Source organism: Tenacibaculum sp. A30, from assembly GCF_051200845.1.
Lineage (GTDB): Bacteria > Bacteroidota > Bacteroidia > Flavobacteriales > Flavobacteriaceae > Polaribacter.
In genome coordinates, this window is the sequence record NZ_CP195160.1 from 2,724,772 (window position 1) to 2,742,798 (window position 18,027).

General features: G+C 31.4%; 21 protein-coding genes. 8 read left to right on the forward strand and 13 right to left on the reverse strand.

The genetic code is table 11. From position 1 onward, the window contains the following. Positions 1–89: 89 nt before the first annotated feature. A protein-coding gene (locus ACR9ES_RS13125) for an IS3 family transposase (protein ID WP_435254505.1) occupies positions 90–1,315 on the forward strand; the annotation gives its coding sequence in 2 pieces (ribosomal slippage) (positions 90–444 and positions 444–1,315; 1,227 coding nt in all). Positions 1,316–1,366: 51 nt separating this feature from the next. On the opposite strand, the gene ACR9ES_RS13130 is transcribed toward ACR9ES_RS13125, so the two are convergent. The 8 genes from ACR9ES_RS13130 to ACR9ES_RS13165 form a co-directional block, all read right to left on the reverse strand. Then, positions 1,367–2,065 carry a response regulator transcription factor gene (locus ACR9ES_RS13130; protein ID WP_274634651.1) on the reverse strand — a complete coding sequence of 233 codons (699 nt, stop codon included), beginning with the start codon at positions 2,063–2,065 and terminating at the stop codon, positions 1,367–1,369. A gap of 11 nt (positions 2,066–2,076) precedes the next feature. Then, positions 2,077–3,642 (reverse strand): sensor histidine kinase, encoded by a 1,566-nt coding sequence (locus ACR9ES_RS13135; protein ID WP_435254506.1) that lies wholly within the window; start codon positions 3,640–3,642, stop codon positions 2,077–2,079. Between the two features lie 109 nt (positions 3,643–3,751). Further along, positions 3,752–4,342 (reverse strand): dephospho-CoA kinase, encoded by a 591-nt coding sequence (gene coaE / locus ACR9ES_RS13140; protein WP_435254507.1) that lies wholly within the window; start codon positions 4,340–4,342, stop codon positions 3,752–3,754. Position 4,343: 1 nt separating this feature from the next. Beyond that, positions 4,344–5,273: a hypothetical protein gene (locus ACR9ES_RS13145; protein WP_435254508.1), complete on the reverse strand. Its 930-nt coding sequence runs from the start codon at positions 5,271–5,273 to the stop codon at positions 4,344–4,346. 81 nt (positions 5,274–5,354) lie between these two features. Further along, entirely contained in the window at positions 5,355–5,675 is a 321-nt protein-coding gene (yajC, locus tag ACR9ES_RS13150; RefSeq protein WP_435254509.1) for a preprotein translocase subunit YajC, read from the reverse strand. Beyond that, positions 5,675–6,142 (reverse strand): DUF1573 domain-containing protein, encoded by a 468-nt coding sequence (locus tag ACR9ES_RS13155; protein ID WP_435254510.1) that lies wholly within the window; start codon positions 6,140–6,142, stop codon positions 5,675–5,677. The genes yajC and ACR9ES_RS13155 overlap by 1 nt, the downstream gene beginning before the upstream one ends. Positions 6,143–6,179: 37 nt before the next feature. Beyond that, a complete protein-coding gene (nusB, locus tag ACR9ES_RS13160; protein WP_435254511.1) occupies positions 6,180–7,118 on the reverse strand; it encodes a transcription antitermination factor NusB in 939 nt (312 codons plus the stop codon). 77 nt (positions 7,119–7,195) lie between these two features. Next, on the reverse strand, positions 7,196–8,296 hold the full coding sequence (locus ACR9ES_RS13165) for a Glu/Leu/Phe/Val family dehydrogenase (RefSeq protein ID WP_274634644.1): 1,101 nt from the start codon (positions 8,294–8,296) through the stop codon (positions 7,196–7,198). A 157-nt stretch (positions 8,297–8,453) separates the two neighbouring features. Between ACR9ES_RS13165 and ACR9ES_RS13170 the strand changes: the two genes are divergently transcribed. Together ACR9ES_RS13170 and ACR9ES_RS13175 are read left to right on the forward strand one after the other, a co-directional pair. Next, positions 8,454–10,208 carry an ABC transporter ATP-binding protein gene (locus ACR9ES_RS13170; RefSeq protein WP_435254512.1) on the forward strand — a complete coding sequence of 585 codons (1,755 nt, stop codon included), beginning with the start codon at positions 8,454–8,456 and terminating at the stop codon, positions 10,206–10,208. A 79-nt stretch (positions 10,209–10,287) separates the two neighbouring features. Next, positions 10,288–10,650 carry a PUR family DNA/RNA-binding protein gene (locus ACR9ES_RS13175; RefSeq protein ID WP_435254513.1) on the forward strand — a complete coding sequence of 121 codons (363 nt, stop codon included), beginning with the start codon at positions 10,288–10,290 and terminating at the stop codon, positions 10,648–10,650. 380 nt (positions 10,651–11,030) lie between these two features. Here the strand turns inward: ACR9ES_RS13175 and ACR9ES_RS13180 are convergent, their stop codons facing one another. The 3 genes from ACR9ES_RS13180 to ACR9ES_RS13190 all read right to left on the reverse strand — a co-directional run bounded on the left by ACR9ES_RS13180 (position 11,031) and on the right by ACR9ES_RS13190 (position 13,496). Continuing rightward, on the reverse strand, positions 11,031–12,071 hold the full coding sequence (locus ACR9ES_RS13180) for a chorismate-binding protein (RefSeq protein ID WP_435254514.1): 1,041 nt from the start codon (positions 12,069–12,071) through the stop codon (positions 11,031–11,033). Continuing rightward, on the reverse strand, positions 12,068–12,898 hold the full coding sequence (locus ACR9ES_RS13185) for an alpha/beta fold hydrolase (RefSeq protein WP_435254515.1): 831 nt from the start codon (positions 12,896–12,898) through the stop codon (positions 12,068–12,070). The genes ACR9ES_RS13180 and ACR9ES_RS13185 overlap by 4 nt, the downstream gene beginning before the upstream one ends. Positions 12,899–13,079: 181 nt before the next feature. Beyond that, positions 13,080–13,496, reverse strand: a complete 417-nt coding sequence (locus ACR9ES_RS13190; protein ID WP_435254516.1) for a PaaI family thioesterase — start codon at positions 13,494–13,496, stop codon at positions 13,080–13,082. Between the two features lie 57 nt (positions 13,497–13,553). On the opposite strand from ACR9ES_RS13190, the gene ACR9ES_RS13195 reads away from it, so the two are divergent. From ACR9ES_RS13195 to ACR9ES_RS13210, 4 genes are all read left to right on the forward strand, one after another. Continuing rightward, positions 13,554–14,066 (forward strand): IS1096 element passenger TnpR family protein, encoded by a 513-nt coding sequence (locus ACR9ES_RS13195; RefSeq protein WP_435254517.1) that lies wholly within the window; start codon positions 13,554–13,556, stop codon positions 14,064–14,066. Between the two features lie 3 nt (positions 14,067–14,069). Beyond that, the gene (locus tag ACR9ES_RS13200; protein WP_435254518.1) at positions 14,070–14,690 is read left to right on the forward strand and encodes an L-threonylcarbamoyladenylate synthase; all 621 of its coding nucleotides are present in this window, start codon (positions 14,070–14,072) and stop codon (positions 14,688–14,690) included. Further along, positions 14,690–14,941, forward strand: a complete 252-nt coding sequence (locus ACR9ES_RS13205; protein WP_435254519.1) for an SRPBCC family protein — start codon at positions 14,690–14,692, stop codon at positions 14,939–14,941. Before ACR9ES_RS13200 ends, ACR9ES_RS13205 begins: the two co-directional genes overlap by 1 nt. A gap of 336 nt (positions 14,942–15,277) precedes the next feature. Continuing rightward, positions 15,278–15,892 carry a ceramidase domain-containing protein gene (locus ACR9ES_RS13210; protein ID WP_435255651.1) on the forward strand — a complete coding sequence of 205 codons (615 nt, stop codon included), beginning with the start codon at positions 15,278–15,280 and terminating at the stop codon, positions 15,890–15,892. Here ACR9ES_RS13210 and ACR9ES_RS13215 read toward each other — a convergent pair. Next, positions 15,884–16,882, reverse strand: a complete 999-nt coding sequence (locus tag ACR9ES_RS13215) for a glycosyltransferase family 2 protein (protein ID WP_435254520.1) — start codon at positions 16,880–16,882, stop codon at positions 15,884–15,886. The genes ACR9ES_RS13210 and ACR9ES_RS13215 overlap by 9 nt on opposite strands. 176 nt (positions 16,883–17,058) lie before the next feature. Continuing rightward, positions 17,059–17,502 (reverse strand): type I restriction enzyme HsdR N-terminal domain-containing protein, encoded by a 444-nt coding sequence (locus ACR9ES_RS13220; protein ID WP_435255652.1) that lies wholly within the window; start codon positions 17,500–17,502, stop codon positions 17,059–17,061. A gap of 31 nt (positions 17,503–17,533) precedes the next feature. Here ACR9ES_RS13220 and ACR9ES_RS13225 point away from each other — a divergent pair, with 31 nt between their 5' ends. Then, entirely contained in the window at positions 17,534–17,992 is a 459-nt protein-coding gene (locus ACR9ES_RS13225) for a DUF5763 domain-containing protein (RefSeq protein ID WP_435254521.1), read from the forward strand. Positions 17,993–18,027 lie beyond the last annotated feature (35 nt).

Consider the following 18,027-nt stretch of genomic DNA (forward strand, 5'->3'; position numbering starts at 1 on the left):
TAGATAATAAAAAGCTTAGGGTTTACCTAAGCTTTTTTTATTTAAAATGTCTCGTCCTGAAATAAGTTTACACAATTTAGACTTATTTTATGAAAAGCAATGTATCCAAGAAGAAACGCACACAGTGTGATTACAATTTAGGCTTTAAATTAGCTGTAGTTTCTCAAGTAGAAAAGGGCGAGTTAACCTATAAACAAGCTCAAAAGAAGTATGGTATTCAAGGAAAGAGTACTGTTTTGGTTTGGTTAAGAAAACATGGTACCTTAGACTGGAGCAAACCTGCCTTACTAATGAAATCAAAATCCAAAGAAACACCTGCCCAAAAAATAAAGCGATTAGAACGAGAATTAGAAGATCAGAAGTTAAAGAACCTGATCCTCAATAAAATGATTGATATTTCTGATAGTCAATATGGGACTTCTATTAGAAAAAAGTATTTATCTCAACAATCCAAGGCATCAGACAAGAACAAAGGATAAGTTTATCTCGTTGTTGTCGATTGTTTGAGATATCAAGACAAGGATTCTATCAAAGCATTATGCGAGAGAACACTCGAAGAGCAAAACGTTCTAAAATTAAACCTTTAGTCCTAAAAATACGCATGCAAATGCCTAGAATAGGTACTCGAAAGTTGTATTATTTACTAAAGGATGAGTTTAATAATCAAGAAATAAAAATAGGTAGAGATGCCCTATTTGATTATTTACGCTCAGAATCCATGTTAATCAAACCTAAAAAGAATTACACTAAAACCACTAACTCTAAACATTGGTTACGCAAATACCCCAATCTAATCAAAGAAACAAAGATAGTGCGTCCAGAACAATACTTTGTTAGTGATATTACCTATGTAAAAAGTAGAGAACGAACCCATTATTTATCTTTGGTGACCGATGCTTTTAGTAGAAAAATTATGGGATACCATTTAAGTAATGATATGAGTGCAGAAAATGTAGTTAAAGCCTTAACTATGGCAATTAAAAATAGAGTTACATCTGAACCAATGATTCATCATTCTGATAGAGGATTACAATATTGTTCTGCAATATATCAAAACAAGTTAGCCGAAAAAGGAATAAAATCATCAATGACCGATGGATATGACTGTTATCAAAATGCTCTAGCAGAAAGAATTAATGGAATTTTGAAACATGAATTTTTAATTTATAAATGTAATACAGGTAAGGAATTAGAAAAACTCATTAAACAATCAATAAATATTTATAATAATCTAAGACCACACTTGAGTTTGAATATGAAAACACCTAACTTTATACACAACAAAAAACCTTTGAAGCTAGCTTCAAAGGTTTAATTAATATTTTATAAAAACTGTCAACCTATTTTAGGACGACTCAAAATGATATTATTTGTTGTCAATTAATCTAAAACCTTCACCATGAATGTTTAAGATTTCTACATTTTCATCATTCTTCAAATATTTACGAAGTTTAGCAATGTATACATCCATACTACGAGAAGTAAAATAGTTGTCATCTCTCCAAATTTTTGTCAATGCTAATTCACGTGGCATTAAATCATTTTTATGGATAGCTAACATACGTAATAACTTACTTTCTTTTGGTGATAATTTTTGAGGTTCACCACCTTTGTAAGTTAAGTGACGTAACTTAGAGTTAAAGTCAAACCCTCCAATTTTGAATTCGAACTCGTCACTGTCGTTTGTTTTTTCAGTTTCCTTACGTTGTAAAATAGCTTTGATTTTGTGTAATAAAACTTCAGAATCGAAAGGCTTATTTAAATAATCATCAGCTCCAACTTGGTAACCTTTTAAAACATCTTCTTTTAATGTTTTTGCAGTTAAAAATATAATTGGAATTTCTTTGTTTGTAGCACGAATGTCTTCAGCTAAAGAAAAACCATCTTTACGAGGCATCATAACATCTAAAATACATAAGTCGTACTCAGCATTTTTAAACATGATTAAACCATCGATTCCATCTTTAGCATGTGTAACATTGTAATCGTTAAGTGCTAAATAATCTTTAAGAACTGTTCCAAAATTAGGATCGTCTTCTACTAATAATATTTTTTTACTCCCCATTCCTTAATCTTTTATATTAATGGTAATTTAACTGTAAACGTGCTTCCTTTGCCTTTTTCACTCTCAACATAAACGGTACCTTGGTGGTTGTCTATAATTTCTTTAACATAGGATAATCCTAAACCATGACCTTTTACGTTGTGAATGTTCCCCTTGTGTTCTCTGTAAAATTTATCGAACACATATTTTTGAGCATTTCTGCTCATTCCTATCCCTTCGTCTTTTATTTTAAAGATAAAGTATTTATTTGTGCTTTCAGTAAATACATCAATTTTTGGTGCGTTTTCTGAATATTTTAATGCGTTTTCTAACATGTTAACAACAACATTGGTTAAGTGAAACTGGTTTCCTAAAACTTCTGTTGAAATAGCTTCGAAGTGCGTTGTAACACTTCCTTTTTTGTCATCAGTCAATAATTGAATATGCTCTATAGCTTCTTCAATAATATCATGCATATCAACTGCATCTTTACTAATTTCAAGTTGATTTTTTTCTAGTCTTGAAATTCGTAATACATTTTCTACCTGCCCGTGCATACGCTTGTTTTCATCGCGAATCATTTGCACATAGCGCTTAATTTTTTCTTTGTCAGATATGATCTTTGGGTTTTTAATCGCATCTAAAGCAAGATTAATAGTTGCAATAGGTGTTTTAAACTCGTGTGTCATATTGTTGATGAAATCTGTTTTTATTTCAGAAATCTTCTTTTGACGTATTACTTGGTATAATGATATTGAAAAAGCAGCAATAATAATTCCTATAAAGAATAAGGAAAGTATTAATATTTCCATCATTCCTGATAACAAGTTCTTTCGCTTGTCAGGAAATTTTACATATAATTTATATTTACTATTTCCTTCTTCATCTTCAAGTAGAGGATAGTTAATATCTTCTGGCTGTATATTAAAATACCCCGATTTTAGTTGTGTTGCTAATCCGTCTTCATAAACAACATACTTAAAATCTTGAGTAATGTTCATTTTAGCGAATTCATCTTTCAGAATAAATTTTAATTCTTTGTTACTTATTCTTTGATGTATTGCGTAAATACTTTTACTTCTACGAAAAGCATGTTCCATTACATCATCATTCCAACTTGGATAAGTTTTGTAAACAGAATAACGGTTTTCGCTTAAAAAGGGTTTAAAATCTTTGTTTTCTGATTTTATAACCTGAGAAAAGAAAATATCTTCTTTTCCTGAATATCGTTTAATAATGATAGAATCATTATCAACAAACTCACCAGGCATTTTAAAACTTTCTTCTAAAATAGAACTACCAAAAGAAAACTTAGTTTTGCTAACAGTATCAACTTGCTGAAAAAGAAACGTTGTTATTTCTGCTTCTGTTCTTAGTTTGTTACTTTCAAAGTAATCTTTATAGTTTTGCTGAAACTCTAAGTACTCTCTCTCTTTTATGTTTTCAGAGGTACGAGCTAAAGCAATGGTTACATTATTTTTAAATTGTTGTTGTTTGTTTTTTATAGCATCTTTTATCCAATATACTTGAATAGAGATAATTCCTATTAAAGAAATACTCATTAAAACAACAATGAGAATAAAGATTTTCTTACCCATTATTCAAAAATAAATTAATATAAGTTAGAGATATAATGTTTTAACTTAGATTAACAAAGTTATTGTAAAATTAAGAAAGTTTTAACAGTTAGGGTTAGTAAAGCGTAAATTATACAGTCCTTTTTGTTAAAGAATTATGGATTCTTAACACTTGTTCTTTGGAGTAGTTAAGTGTTTTATTATCAATAATGTAATTGGATTGAAGTGTTTTTTTTGTGTCGCTCCATTGGTTTTTTATCCTGTTTTTTACTTCTTCAATCGTAGTGTTGTCTCTTTTTACAACTCGGTTAATCCTGACTTCTTCTGGAGCAGTAACAGTAATAATTTTATCGCAAAAAGCATCGCTACCGTTTTCAAAAAGTATGGCATTTTCATATAAAACGTAAGCTTTGTCAGAATTTTGTTTGATAAAAGCTTGCAAATGTTCATTAACAACAGGGTGAACAATAGAGTTTAACAAAGCTAATTTCTCTTTGTTTTTAAAAACGATAGAAGCTAAATATGGTCTGTTTAATTCGTTATTAATGTAGGTTTCTTTGCCAAATTCAGTAATTAAACGAGATTTAATTACTGGTGAAGTATGCATGAGCTTTTTGGCTTCATCATCTGCCATGTAAACAGCAATGTTTTTAAACTCAGAAAACATTTTTAAAATGGTCGATTTTCCACTACCAATTCCGCCTGTTAAACCTACTACCATATTATTCGTAAATTAAAAAGTCAATTTTATCGGGCACTATTCTTAGTACCGTAGCTAAATTAGGAGTATCCTTAAGTTCAGGGGTAAGGTAGTTTAACTCGTTATTTTCAGCGTCTAAATAATCACATTCTATTTTAAATAAATCGGGCGTGATTTCATTAAAATTTTTCAAGCCTACTTTGTAAATAACTTTTACTTTTTTAGGGAAAATATTAATTCCTTTTGGAGCATTTTTAACTAATACAGGTACTTCAATTTCCCCTTCTGTAAATTTATCTACCAACAATTCAATATCTACTGATTTATGACTCGCTTTGAGCTGAATATTTTCAGGAAATAGAATAGAAGAGGTGATATTTGTGTTTTTAGAGATGTTCTCTAAAGTAGCGCTATCAAGATTTAGAAACTCTATTTTGTTAACATCAGTTTCATCACCAGAAATTAAAATGCTATCAGGTGTGAGGTTTAAAGGTTTTGAAAGACCGTATCCTAACTGAAAAGAGATGTTTACATTAGGTTTTAACGGAACTTTTTTAGAACTCAATAATCCTATTTTTACTGGAATAGTATCTTGCGTGATGCTGTTTAACTCAATATTATGTTTTAATTGATGTTGTATTTCAGAATGCAAGTTTTTTGATAAAAAATAATAGTTGCTTCCCTTTTTTTTAACCGCTTTGTCTAATTGTAGCGTGATTGGTTTGTGGTTAATGCTAGACATTAATAAATTATAACCACTACTTTTTACATTTAAGGTTAGTTTGTTAAAAGGAGCGTCAATCAATGTTTTTTGTTGAGGTAATTGAGTGTATTCAATGTCATACTCTACCTCTGCATTGTATTCTTTTGAAAGGTTTATGAGTAACCAGAAAAATATGGAGGCGATTAAAAAACCAAAAAAGGTTTTAGGTATGTTAACGTTTTTTTTCAAGAAAATAAATATTGATGCAATCTACATAAAAAACAAAAAAGTGAGCTAATTAGCTCACTTTTTTATATCAGTATATTACTGTTAGTTTTTACTTTCAGCACTGTATTTTTTGCTTAACTCCATTGAAATTGCAGAACGTTCAAATTTAATTTTACCAGCACCAGTTTCGATAGAAACCGTATTGTCAGTATCATTAATTTCAACTATTTTTCCGTGAATACCACTTGTGGTAATAATTTTAGCTCCTTTTTTAATTTCTGTTTGAAACTGTTTTTCTTTTTTTTGACGACGCATTTGAGGGCGAATAATTAAAAAGTAAAAAACAGCAATCATTGCTACAAAAGGAAGCATGTTCATTAAACTTTCTTGAGAACTAGCTTGTAAAAAAATGGTTGTAAACATTATGCGTCTTTATTTTTAGGGGTTACCATACCAGAAATTTTGATAATTTCTCTACCTTTCTCAGTATTGGTAGTTAATGTAACAGATTTTGATTGTTTGTTAGTTCTTCCGCTTGTGTTAAAGCTAACTTTAATATTACCTGTTTCACCTGGTGCAATTGGGTCTTTTGTCCATTCAGGAACCGTACAACCACAAGATGCTTGGGCGTGTGTTATTACTAAATCACTTTTACCTGTATTGGTTACAACGAAAGTAGTTTCAACAACTTCACCTTCTTTAACTGTACCGAAATCAAATTCTTCTTTGTCAAAAGAGATTTCAGGAGCACCTTGGCTAATAGTGTTGTCTCTTTTTTCTGCGTTCTCAACGTTTTCTTTTTTTACTTTTGATGAAGCATTACCTTGTCCACAAGAAACTAACATTCCTGCTGAAACAACAAATGCTAATGCTACTGCTATTTTCTTCATTGTAAAATATTTTTGTTTGTTGTAAAAATACTAATTTTTATAATAATCCTCTACCTATTTTTACCATCTTGTTAGAGCTAAGATAGTCTTTAGCTAATTTATCTAAAACACCATTGATAAAGTAACCACTTTTATTGGTAGAATAGTCTTTAGCTAACTCAATATATTCGTTGATAGAAACTCTACTTGGAATAGAAGGGAAGTGTAAAAATTCTGTAATAGCCATTTTAATAATAATCATATCAATATCGGCAATTCTATCGGCTTCCCAGTTAGGTGTTTTTTCTTTGATATCTTCTTCGTATTTATGCTGATTTAACATGGTTTTGTTAAATAAGTTGGATACAAAAGCTTGGTCTTCACTATCTTTATATAAACTACCTAAAATAAAAGGTTTGTTGGCTTTTTGCTTGTTAATAGTTTTTAAAACCCAAGTGTTTACAAAAGGAATATCGTCAACCCAAGAAATCATTTTATCCTCAAAATAATCCGCTATTTTTTCGTTAGGAGCTACAATTTCTCTAAAAAAGTCAATAACAAAAGCACGGTCTACATTAAAAGAATCTTCAACGGTGTCCATGTATTTTTTGTAGATGTCACTTTTCTGTAATTCATCTAACAAAATTTTTACATACTCATCGTCAAGATCCCAATAATTTAATTTATTAAGCTCAACATACCCTTCTAAGCTTACGCTTTCGTTAAGTTGGTTTAAAACCTTGTTGTCAATAAACTTTGTATTTGGATTAAGTTCTTCTTTAGTAGCAAGAATTTTCTTTTTTGAAAGCTCTATTCTCTTTCGAGCTAATTTTTGAACTTCAACTAATAATTGAAGATTTAAAACGTACAAGTCGTACATTTTTTGAATGCTGTGTTTTAAGAATTTTTCTTCCTTAACTAAATCATCGCTGTGCGATTGTTGCATCGCATATACCGACTGCATTACTTTAACACGAATATGTCTTCTGTTAATCATTCTAAAGAACTTTAAAAAAAAGAGCGATAGAAACTATTTCTAACGCTCTGCAAAAGTAAAACTTTTTTATTTTTTATCTAGCTATTTTGCTCTTTTTTGCGAGCATCAATTCTTGCTTGTGCAATATTGAAAGCAGCTTGATGTGTAGTGATGTTTTCTTTTTCTGATAAATTGAAAATTTCTAATGTAGTGTTGTAGATGTTTTCAGTTCTCTTTAAGCTTTCTGCTTTGTCGTAACCTTCAACTTCTGCATATACATTAATAATACCACCAGCGTTGATTAAGAAATCAGGAGCATACGCAATACCTCTTTCTTTTAACATCGTACCGTGTTTTAATTCGTTTGCTAATTGGTTGTTAGCAGCACCAGCAACTACTTGAGCTTTTAATTGAGCAATGCTTTCATCGTTAAGAGTAGCACCTAAAGCACAAGGAGCATAGATATCAAGGTCTAAACCAAAAATATCGTTTCCTAATACAACTTTAGCACCGTATTTTTTGCTTAATTCTTCTAAACGAGCTTCGTTAATATCGTTTAAGATAACTTGAGCGCCTTCGTCAGTAATGTGCTTTACTAAAGTTTCACCTACGTGACCAACACCTTGAACTAATACTTTTTTACCCTCCAAGTTATCAGTTCCGAATTTATATTTAGCAGCAGCTTTCATACCCATATATACTCCGTAAGCAGTTACAGGAGAAGGGTTTCCAGATCCACCAATTGCTTCAGAAACACCTGTTACGTGTGGAGTTACTTCACGAATAACATCCATATCACGAGTTTCCATCCCAACATCTTCCGCAGTAATATACTTTCCGCTTAAAGAGTTTACAAACTCACCAAACTTACGCATTAACGCGTCATTTTTTTGAGTTTTTGCATCACCAATAATAACTGCTTTACCACCACCAAGGTTTAAACCAGTAACAGCAGACTTATAAGTCATACCACGAGACAAACGTAACACATCGTTTAAAGCTTCCCACTCACTTTTATATTGCCACATTCTAGTACCTCCTAAAGCAGGTCCTAAAGTTGTGTTGTGAATACCAATAATTGCTTTTAAACCTGTATCTTCGTCGTTGCAAAAAACGATCTGCTCGTGATTGTCAAAAGATAATTGACCAAACACAGGGTCGTTCTTAAGATCTTTAGTATCAATGATTTCTGATGTCATTTGTTTTAGTTTTTTAATTTGAGATAATTTAAGCAATCTCAAAAATTCGAGCACAAAAGTAAGAAATCGTTAAAACAAAAGCAAAAAAAGAGAGCTCAATTATGGTATCTTTAACAAGAAGCTTCTTTTTAAGTTGAATTTTTATAAAAAAGTAAGGTTGAAAGCATTACAGCATTTAAATAAGTATTTTATAAAGTATAAATGGAGGTTATTGTTAGGGGTTTTTATTACTGTTCTAGCAAAAATATTTACACTAAGAATCCCTGATTTTGTAGGTGATTCACTAAATGTGGTAGAAGATTATCAGTTAGGAAAAATAACGGAGATATCAGAAGTAAAAAGCATTTTGCTAAACAATATTTTACTTATTATCGGAGTAACTTTATTAGGTGGTTTTTTTACTTTTTTAATGCGTCAAACCATTATAGTGATGTCTCGAAAGATAGAATTTGACCTGAAAAACGAAATCTATCAGCAATATCAGCGGTTATCACTTAACTTTTACAAGCAAAATAGAACGGGTGATTTAATGAATCGTATTAGCGAAGATGTGTCTAAGGTGCGTATGTATGTTGGTCCGTCTATCATGTATTCTTTAAACATGCTAGTATCTTTTGTAATAGGTTTTACTCAGATGTATGCAATTTCTCCAAAATTAACTCTATACACCATGATACCATTTCCAGTTTTATCGGTGTCGATTTTTGTGTTGAGTAAGCAGATAAATAAGAGAAGTACTGTTGTTCAGCAATATTTATCGAAGTTAACAACCTTTAATCAAGAGTTTTTCTCGGGTATTAATGTGGTGAAATCGTATGCTATTGAAGATGCAGTAATCAAAAATTTTGATGATTTAGCGGATGCTAATAAAGAAAAGAATATTGACTTATATAAAGTACAAGCACTGTTTTTTCCTCTAATGATACTATTAATCGGAATCAGTAATATTATTGTATTGTATGTAGGAGGAACATTATATATAAATGGAGAGATTCAAGTAGGAGCTATTGGAGCTTTTGTTATGTATGTAAATATTTTAACATGGCCGGTTGCTGTTGTAGGTTGGGTTACTTCTATGATTCAGCAAGCAGAAGCTTCTCAAGAAAGAATTAATGAGTTCTTACAGCATGTTCCTGAAATCCAAAATAACAATGAAGGTACGACGGATGTAGAAGGAGAGATTGAATTTAAACATGTTTCCCTTACGTATGAAGATACTGATATAACCGCATTAAAAGATGTGAGTTTTAAAGTTGATAAAGGAGAAACTTTAGCAATTTTGGGTAAAACAGGAAGTGGAAAATCGACCATTATCAACCTTATATCACGATTGTATGATACTACTGAAGGAACAGTGTTTATAGATGGACAAGATATTACAACGTGTAATTTATATGATGTAAGAAATCAAATTGGATTTGTGCCGCAAGAACCTTTCTTATTTTCTGATACAATTGAAAATAACATCAAGTTTGGTAAAGAAGATGCTACGGAAGAAGAAATTATTGAAGCTGCTAAAAACGCTGTAATTAATGAGAATATCATCGATTTTAAAGAAGGATATAAAACCATTTTAGGAGAAAGAGGTGTTACACTTTCAGGTGGTCAAAAGCAACGAACCTCTATTGCGAGAGCAATTATTAAAGATCCGCAAATTTTAATCTTTGATGATTGTTTATCAGCAGTAGATACCGAGACAGAAGAGCAAATTTTATCTAATTTAGAGCGAGTTTCTAGCGATAAAACCACAATAATTATTAGTCACAGGGTGTCTTCAGCAAAAAATGCCGATAAAATTATCGTTTTAGATAACGGAAAGATAATTCAACAAGGTGTTCATAATCAATTAATAAAGGAAAAAGGATACTATAAAGACCTGTATGAACAACAACTTTTAGAAAAAGAAATATAGCAATTCGTATTGCCAAGTCAAATATTTTGTTAGATTTGTTGAGAAATTTTAAGTAAACAACTATTATTTAAAGCGAATTATGAGCGAGAGAGTAGAACAAGAAGAAATCTTTTCACAGGTTTTAAGAGCAGGAAGAAGAACGTATTTTTTTGACGTTAGATCTACAAAGGCAGATGATTATTATTTAACAGTAACAGAAAGTAAAAAATTCACTCACGATGATGGGTCTTTCCATTATCAGAAACATAAAATTTACTTATACAAAGAAGACTTTACTGATTTTGCAGAAATGTTGAATAAAGCAACAGACTTTATTGTAAACGAAAAAGGCTCTGAAGTAATTAGTGAGCGTCACCAAAAAGACTATAAGAGAGAAGAGGGAATGGCTACAGAAGCCTCTTCTACAGAAAGTTTTACTGATGTTTCTTTTGACGATATTTAAAAACAGAAGATAACTGTTCGTATAAACCCTAAACACAAATTACAATTTGTGTTTAGAGCTTGGTTTGTGCATAAAAAAATCAATTCAAATTCAATTTACACTTAAAAACCGCCAGTTGTGCACAAGCAATTGGTGGTTTTTGCTTTTAAACAAGCGATTTTATTTTGTTTGGTAGTTTTGATGCGAATTCAACCAGCTGCTTATACGTTAAAGTTCTACCTACTCTACTATTAAGTTTATCTTCACGCTGGTTAATCCTAAGTAATTTTTGTTTCATAGGAAAGCGAGTTTTAAGTTTACCTAAATATAGTAAAAAAAGCTGTATTTCAGAGGGTTAATATTTCTGTTAGGTGAAAAGTTTTATAAAATAGGGGATTTTCCTATAAAACTTTTTTCATTGTAGTGGTCTTAGCTACGGTTTCTTGCCACTCTTTTATAGGGTTGCTATCTCGTGTAATTCCGCCGCCTACATATATATTTACCGTGTTATTTTCAACTTCCATGCAACGTAAATTCACAAACAAATTACTTTCTTTAAAGTTGATGTTTAATTCTCCTAAAAAACCAGTATAAAAACTTCTGTGATAGTTTTCAGTATTTAAAATAAATTCTCTTGATGCTTCCAAAGGCAATCCACAAACAGCAGGAGTAGGGTGTAAGGTGTTTATTAAAGTAGCATTATCCGTTTTTAGCGTCCCATTAATAATAGTTTTTAAATGAAGTAAATTACCAGCTTTAATAGTTTCGGTGTCAGAAGTGGTTATTTCTGAACAGTAATTTGAAAGTTTGTCTGTAATATAAACAGTAACAAACTGCTGTTCTTCTATTTCTTTAGGTTGCCAAGAAACATTGGTAGTGTCAATATAAACTTGAGTTCCAGCCAAAGACATAGTGGTAAAGTTGGTGCCTTGAATACTCACTAATGTTTCAGGAGTAGCGCCTAACCACAAACCAACTTTTGGGTGATACCAGACATATACAAAAGCTGTAGGGTAACTATTCAATAGTTTTTGAAAAGTCTCAATAAGGTTGAATTCTGGTAATTTAACTTTTTCTTTTCTGGAAAGAACTACTTTTTTAAATTGATTATTCTCAATGGCTTGTATTCCTTTTTCAACAAGTTGAATATGGTTTTCTTCGGAAGAAGTATCAGGCGTGTGATTAATATTGTTGTTAGAAGAAATAGAATCAATACTTACTTCTTCTTCAAAATAAGTAGATTGATTTTCAGGAATTAGAATAGCTTTTTCTCTACTATCAAACGGAGCAAAAATAAATCCGCTTTCACTATAGTTTTCAGAAGTAATTAACGTAGCATTTTGCTGAAACCAACCTTTAAGTAAAGATGTATTTGGTTTTCTGTAAGCAACAAAAGGTAATTGTTGTTTTAAAGCTTCTTTTATATTTGAAAAAATACTCAATCTAGTTCTTGTATTAAAAGTTGTTTAATCGTGTCAAATTTACTCCAAATAAACCCATGACCTGCATTAGAAATGTTAATTAACTTAAACTGATTTTTAGGAAAGTGTTGTTCTAAAAATATTGAGTTTTCATAAGGAACAATCCAATCATTTGTACCGTGAATACTTACTATTTGGTTTGGGGTTGATTTCCAATTGTTTTCAAACTTTTGTAAATCTTGTTTGTGCGATAATTTTTCTCTGCTGGCTTCTTGCCATACGGGTGGAACAAGCCATCTAGTAAATTTCCATTTATAAAAATTCAAGGTCCAAGGCATCGGTTCTACTTTGCTGTATATAGCAGGAGCCAATAATAGTACTTTATGAACTTTTTTTTGAAGAGCTAAAGCAATGGGACCTCCATAAGAATATCCAACAACAATTGTTTTTTTAGGATTTATGTCTTGCAAAATGTCTTGAAGCATATCACGCTCAAAAGCAATGCTTTCTTGAACCGAATTCTTGTCTTGATAATTGTAACCAATCCTATCGTACGAAATCACATTAGCTTTACTAAGTAGTAAACTATCTTTCATATACTTAATAAAATCGGTGGAAGAACCTATGGTTCCATGAACAAAAACTAGCGTAGGTAAGGTGGTGTCTTTTACAATAGAAAGTTTTCTGTATTCAAATCCTTTAAAATTTTCGTGAGAAAGTGTAGGTATAACAGAACTTTGATTAAACTTTTCAATCACTTGTTGATCAGATTTTGGAGCAGAAAATTTCCAGAATAAGAAGTATAAAACAAGTAGAATTACAAAAAGACTAATTCCTGTAAATTTCAAGATTTTTTTCAACAATTTCACATGAATAAATTTTGAGTTAAAATATTGATTTTTAAGTTTTAGCTCTATTTGTTCCTTGCTAAGCGTAGTCGAATCATAAAGCTTTTGAACTCTTTTTTATTCATATTCTTATTGTTTAAGTGATATCTAGGTATGCTTAATCCCTCTATGAGGGTTCATACTACTGTTTGTCTAAAACAATATTGGTTATCTTACAAAGCGAAATTAAGTTGTTATCTTCATCTACAATCTTTACTTCCCATAAATGTGTAGTTCTACCTTTATGAATCGCTTTAGCAGTAGCAAAAACATGTCCTTCCTTTTTACTTTTTATATGGTTAATGCTTAGATCAATTCCTTTTATAATTTTATTAGAATCTCTTAAAAAAAAAGCCGAAGCACAACTTCCAACCGATTCTGCTAAGGCAGCTGTGGCTCCACCGTGTAATATTCCGTAGGGTTGATGCACTTTTGAAGTTACAGGCATTTTGGCAGTAATAAAATCATCCCCTAAATCAATAAACTCAATTTCTAAAGTTTCCATTAGGGTGTTTTTATTGTAATTGTTTAAGATTGTAAGAGATTCTTGCTTGTTCATTTTACTAAAAATTATCATTCAAAAATACGTATTTTTGTACTGACAAAAAATGATAGAATGTATAAAGTACGCGTAATTTTAGATACAAAAGAAGATGTAATTAGAACCCTAATGGTAAGTGATAATAATTCGTTAGAAAATTTGCATTTTGACATAGCAAAATCGTTTGGTTTTAACGGACAAGAAATGGCTTCTTTTTACCGTACCGACGAAGATTGGAATCAAGGAGAAGAAATTCCGTTATTTAATATGGCAGAAGCAGGTGAAGGGGTGTCAATGGCAACTTGTATATTGAATGAAACTTTGCCGAATATGCACGATAAGTTAATTTACGTGTATGATTTCTTACAAATGTGGACTTTTTATGTAGAGGTAATAGAGCAGTCTGACGAAGCTGTTACCGAAACAAAAATGATATTATCAATCGGACAAATTCCAGAAGAAGCTCCAGAAAAGGAGTTTAAGGCAGATGATTTATCTACAGATTTAGATGATGAGTTTGGTGATGAATTTGACGATGAGTTTAATGATTTTGAAAGTTTAGACGATTTTGATTTTGACAATTACTAAGCCATGGCACAATTTATAAAGTTGTATAACGACAACCCGAACCCAAAAGAGATAGAGAAAATTGTAAAAGTTTTACAAAACGGAGGGGTAATAATTTATCCAACCGATACAGTTTACGGGTTGGGTTGCGATATTACAAATACCAAAGCTTTAGCTAGAGTTGCGAAAATTAAAGGAATAAAGCCAGAAAAGGCAGATTTCTCCTTTGTGTGTAATGACTTAAGCCATTTGTCAGATTATGTAAAGCAAATAGACACAGCTACGTATAAAATTTTAAAGAGAGCTTTACCTGGGCCGTATACTTTTGTATTACCTGGTAGCAATACGTTACCAAAAGCGTATAAAAAGCGTAAAACGGTAGGTATACGTGTGCCTGATAATAATATTGCTAGGGCAATTGTAACAGCTTTAGGAAACCCAATTGTATCAACTTCTATTCATGACGAAGACGAAGTATTAGAGTATACTACAGATCCTGAATTAATCTTCGAAAAGTGGCAAAATATTGTAGATGTTGTTGTTGATGGAGGCTATGGAGATAACCATGCATCTACCGTAATCGATTTAACAACCGATGAGCCAGAAGTGATTCGTGAAGGAAAAGGAAGTTTAGATATTTTGTAATGCCTAGAATTGAGTTAATCACTTATATAAATTCATCTAAAAAAATCGTTTTTGACTTATCTCGTAGTGTAGAATTACACAAAATATCAACTCAAAAGACAAAAGAAGAAGTCGTTGCTGGTAAAATGACGGGCTTAATAGGGTTGGATGAAAGTGTTACTTGGAGGGCCAAACATTTGGGGTTTTATCAAGAACTGACTTCAAAAATTACAGAATATAAGTATCCAGAATATTTTGTAGATGAAATGTAAAAAGGAGCTTTTAAAAGTTTTCGACACGAACATTATTTTATTGAAGAATTTGAGAATAAAGTAAAGATGATCGATGTGTTTGAATATGTTTCTCCTTTTGGTTTTCTAGGAAGATTAATAGATAAAATATTCTTGAAAAAATATATGATAAACTTATTACTAGAGAGAAATAAGGTTATCAAAGATTTTGCAGAAACAGATGCATGGCGTGTTATTTTATAAAAACTTTAATTTTTAATTAAAACATTAATCCTTATCTTGTTACATAATAGAAAAGGATATATGTTTTTACTGGAAAGATTCCCTAACGACAGCGGACCAATATATTAAGAAACCATCGCAGGTAGGTTACCTGTTGAACCTTTCAATACATTTAGCAATCTTATTTTTATAGTGTTATTGATTTACTTCGGAAGAAAAGTGTATCAAAACCCTAAGCAGTATCCGTTTTTTCTGTTTGCCATTCCTGTAATATTCATCAGTTGGGTAGGAGGTACCATGTTTCACGGAACCCGAAGTCATGAATTTTGGCTGTTGTTAGATTGGGTACCTATCATGCTTGTATGTTTAGGCGCAATTGTTTATTTCATCGGAAAAATAAAAAGAAATTGGTGGCAACGAATAGGCATTTTACTTGCAATACTTTTAGTGTCTATTTTACCTCGTTTTTTACCAATACCAGTAGGGTACAGAACATCGTTTGGGTATGCAGTAACAGCCTTAGCGGTGTCAACTCCTTTAGTGTGGTACGCTTATAAAACACATTGGAAAAATGTAAAATATATAGCTTACGGAGTGTTAATATTCGGAATGGCGCTTTTGTTTAGAACGTTGGATAATAAAATTGAATTATTACCCATGGGAACACATTGGTTATGGCATACCTTTGGTGGTGTAGCAGTTTTTTTTCTGCTTTACTACATTTATAAAGATGAAAAAGAATTAACGTAAATCTTCAAACTTTTTTCTCCTTCTAGCATAATATTGCCAAACAATAGAAGTATATAATGCGTAGTTTGATTCCTTCGGAAGTTTTTTCCTCTTTTTTAAAAATATTGGAAGGTGTGCGTAAAAACTAAAATGAGCTTTTAAAATGGCAAAAAGATGTTTTGGTTTTCCTTCTAATAAAAATTTAACTCCAGCTAAGCCATCTAATACTAAACGAAAGAAAATAATCGGAAGTAATTTAAATAGTGGTAAGTTTTTAACTAGGTTAAGTAAACTATTCCTGAAATTTAAAAACGTTTTTTTAGGGTTTAAAGTATCTAATGTTGCTCCACCTACATGGTATACGGTTGATGTTCCCACATATTTTATAGTATGCCCACTATTTTTAGCACGCCAGCATAAATCAATTTCTTCTTGATGCGCAAAAAAGTCTTCGTCAAAACCGTTGAGTTGATGAAACACTTTGGAACGGATAAAAAAACAAGCTCCTGAAGCCCAAAATATTTCTGTAGTATCGTTGAATTGTCCGTTATCTGTTTCCAAGTCGTTAAACAAACGACCGCGACAATAAGGATACCCAAAAGCATCAATAAAACCACCAGCAGCACCAGCATATTCAAACTTTGTTTTGTCTTTAAAGTCTAAAATTTTCGGTTGAATAATTGCTGTATCCGGTTCTTTTTCAAAAGTATCAATAACGGGAGTTAACCAGTTTTCGGTAACTTCAATATCAGAATTTACTAAACAATAAATGTCGGCATCAATATGTTGTAAGGCATCATTGTAACCTTTTGCATACCCGCCATTTTCGGTGTTTGTAACAATTTTTACTGTAGGAAAATATTGTTTGATAAATGCAATAGAACCGTCTGTAGAAGCATTGTCAGCAACATATACTTGAGCATCTTCACAACTAAAATTCACGACAGAAGGTAAAAACTGCTCAAGCAATTTTTTCCCATTCCAGTTTAATATGACAATAGCTGTTTTCAAGAAGGCAAATTTACAGTTTATAAATGAAATTCTTGTTAAAAAGCATGAGTCATTCTGTGTTTCGTCATTCCGAACGAGGTATGAGGAGGAATCTCATAAGTTAAGTAATTCTCATGTTTAAGACTTCGTCTTCCATTTTGATAGTGAAGCAATTTTTCGGTTTGAAATAAAGGTATTTACTTGTACTCAGGAATATCTCTTAAAAACACATAGGTTTCGTTCTCTTTATCGAGCATACAAAAAAAGTGTTGCAGTCCGTTGGTTACAATGAGGTAATTTGCATCGAGTTTTAAGTTATAACGTGCAATCTGATCAAAAGTATCTTGGGTAATTGGTATGTGTGGGGCTTTACATTCTACAATAATATTCGGATGTCCGTTCGAAGCAAAAACCACAATATCAGTACGCTTTTTTAGGTTGTTGATAATCAGTTGTTTTTCAATAGCAATTAAAGAAACAGGATAGCTTTTTTCTTGAATTAGTAATTGAACAAAATGTTGGCGTACCCATTCTTCAGGAGTTAAAACCACATATTTTTTTCTCAAATTATCAAAAATAAGCGTCTTATTTTCGTTACTTTTGAGCTTGAATGTATAGCTAGGAAGGTTGAGCTTTTGCATAAACCAAAAGTAATTATTTAAGTTTATTAAAGTGCGATTTAACTTTTTCATTTTATTATTTTTAGTAGTAATTCAACTACAAGCTCAAGACTTTTATAAGACCCCATCAGGTAAAAAGTTTCATACAGCTACTTGTAGAATGGTAGAGAATGTGTCGAAAAAGGTTAATGAAGATGAAATTAACGCTTATGGCTTAACTGCTTGTAAAATTTGTAAACCTTCTTATGTGGGAAGAACAGCTGGTTTTACGAATAAATCTGTAGGAAAGTCTTATACGGTAAGATGTAAAGGGGTTACGAAAAAGGGAACACGGTGTAAACATCAAACAAAGCTAGCAAACGGATTTTGTTATCAACATACCAAACAATCAAATACTACAAGTACAAAAAGTACAAAATCGTATAGTTCAACTTGTGGAGCAAGAACAAAATCTGGTGGTGCTTGTAAAAGAAAAGTAAAAGGAGGAGTACGATGTTATCAACATCGTTAAAAATAGAATAAATAACACTTCCTCTCCTTCGGAGA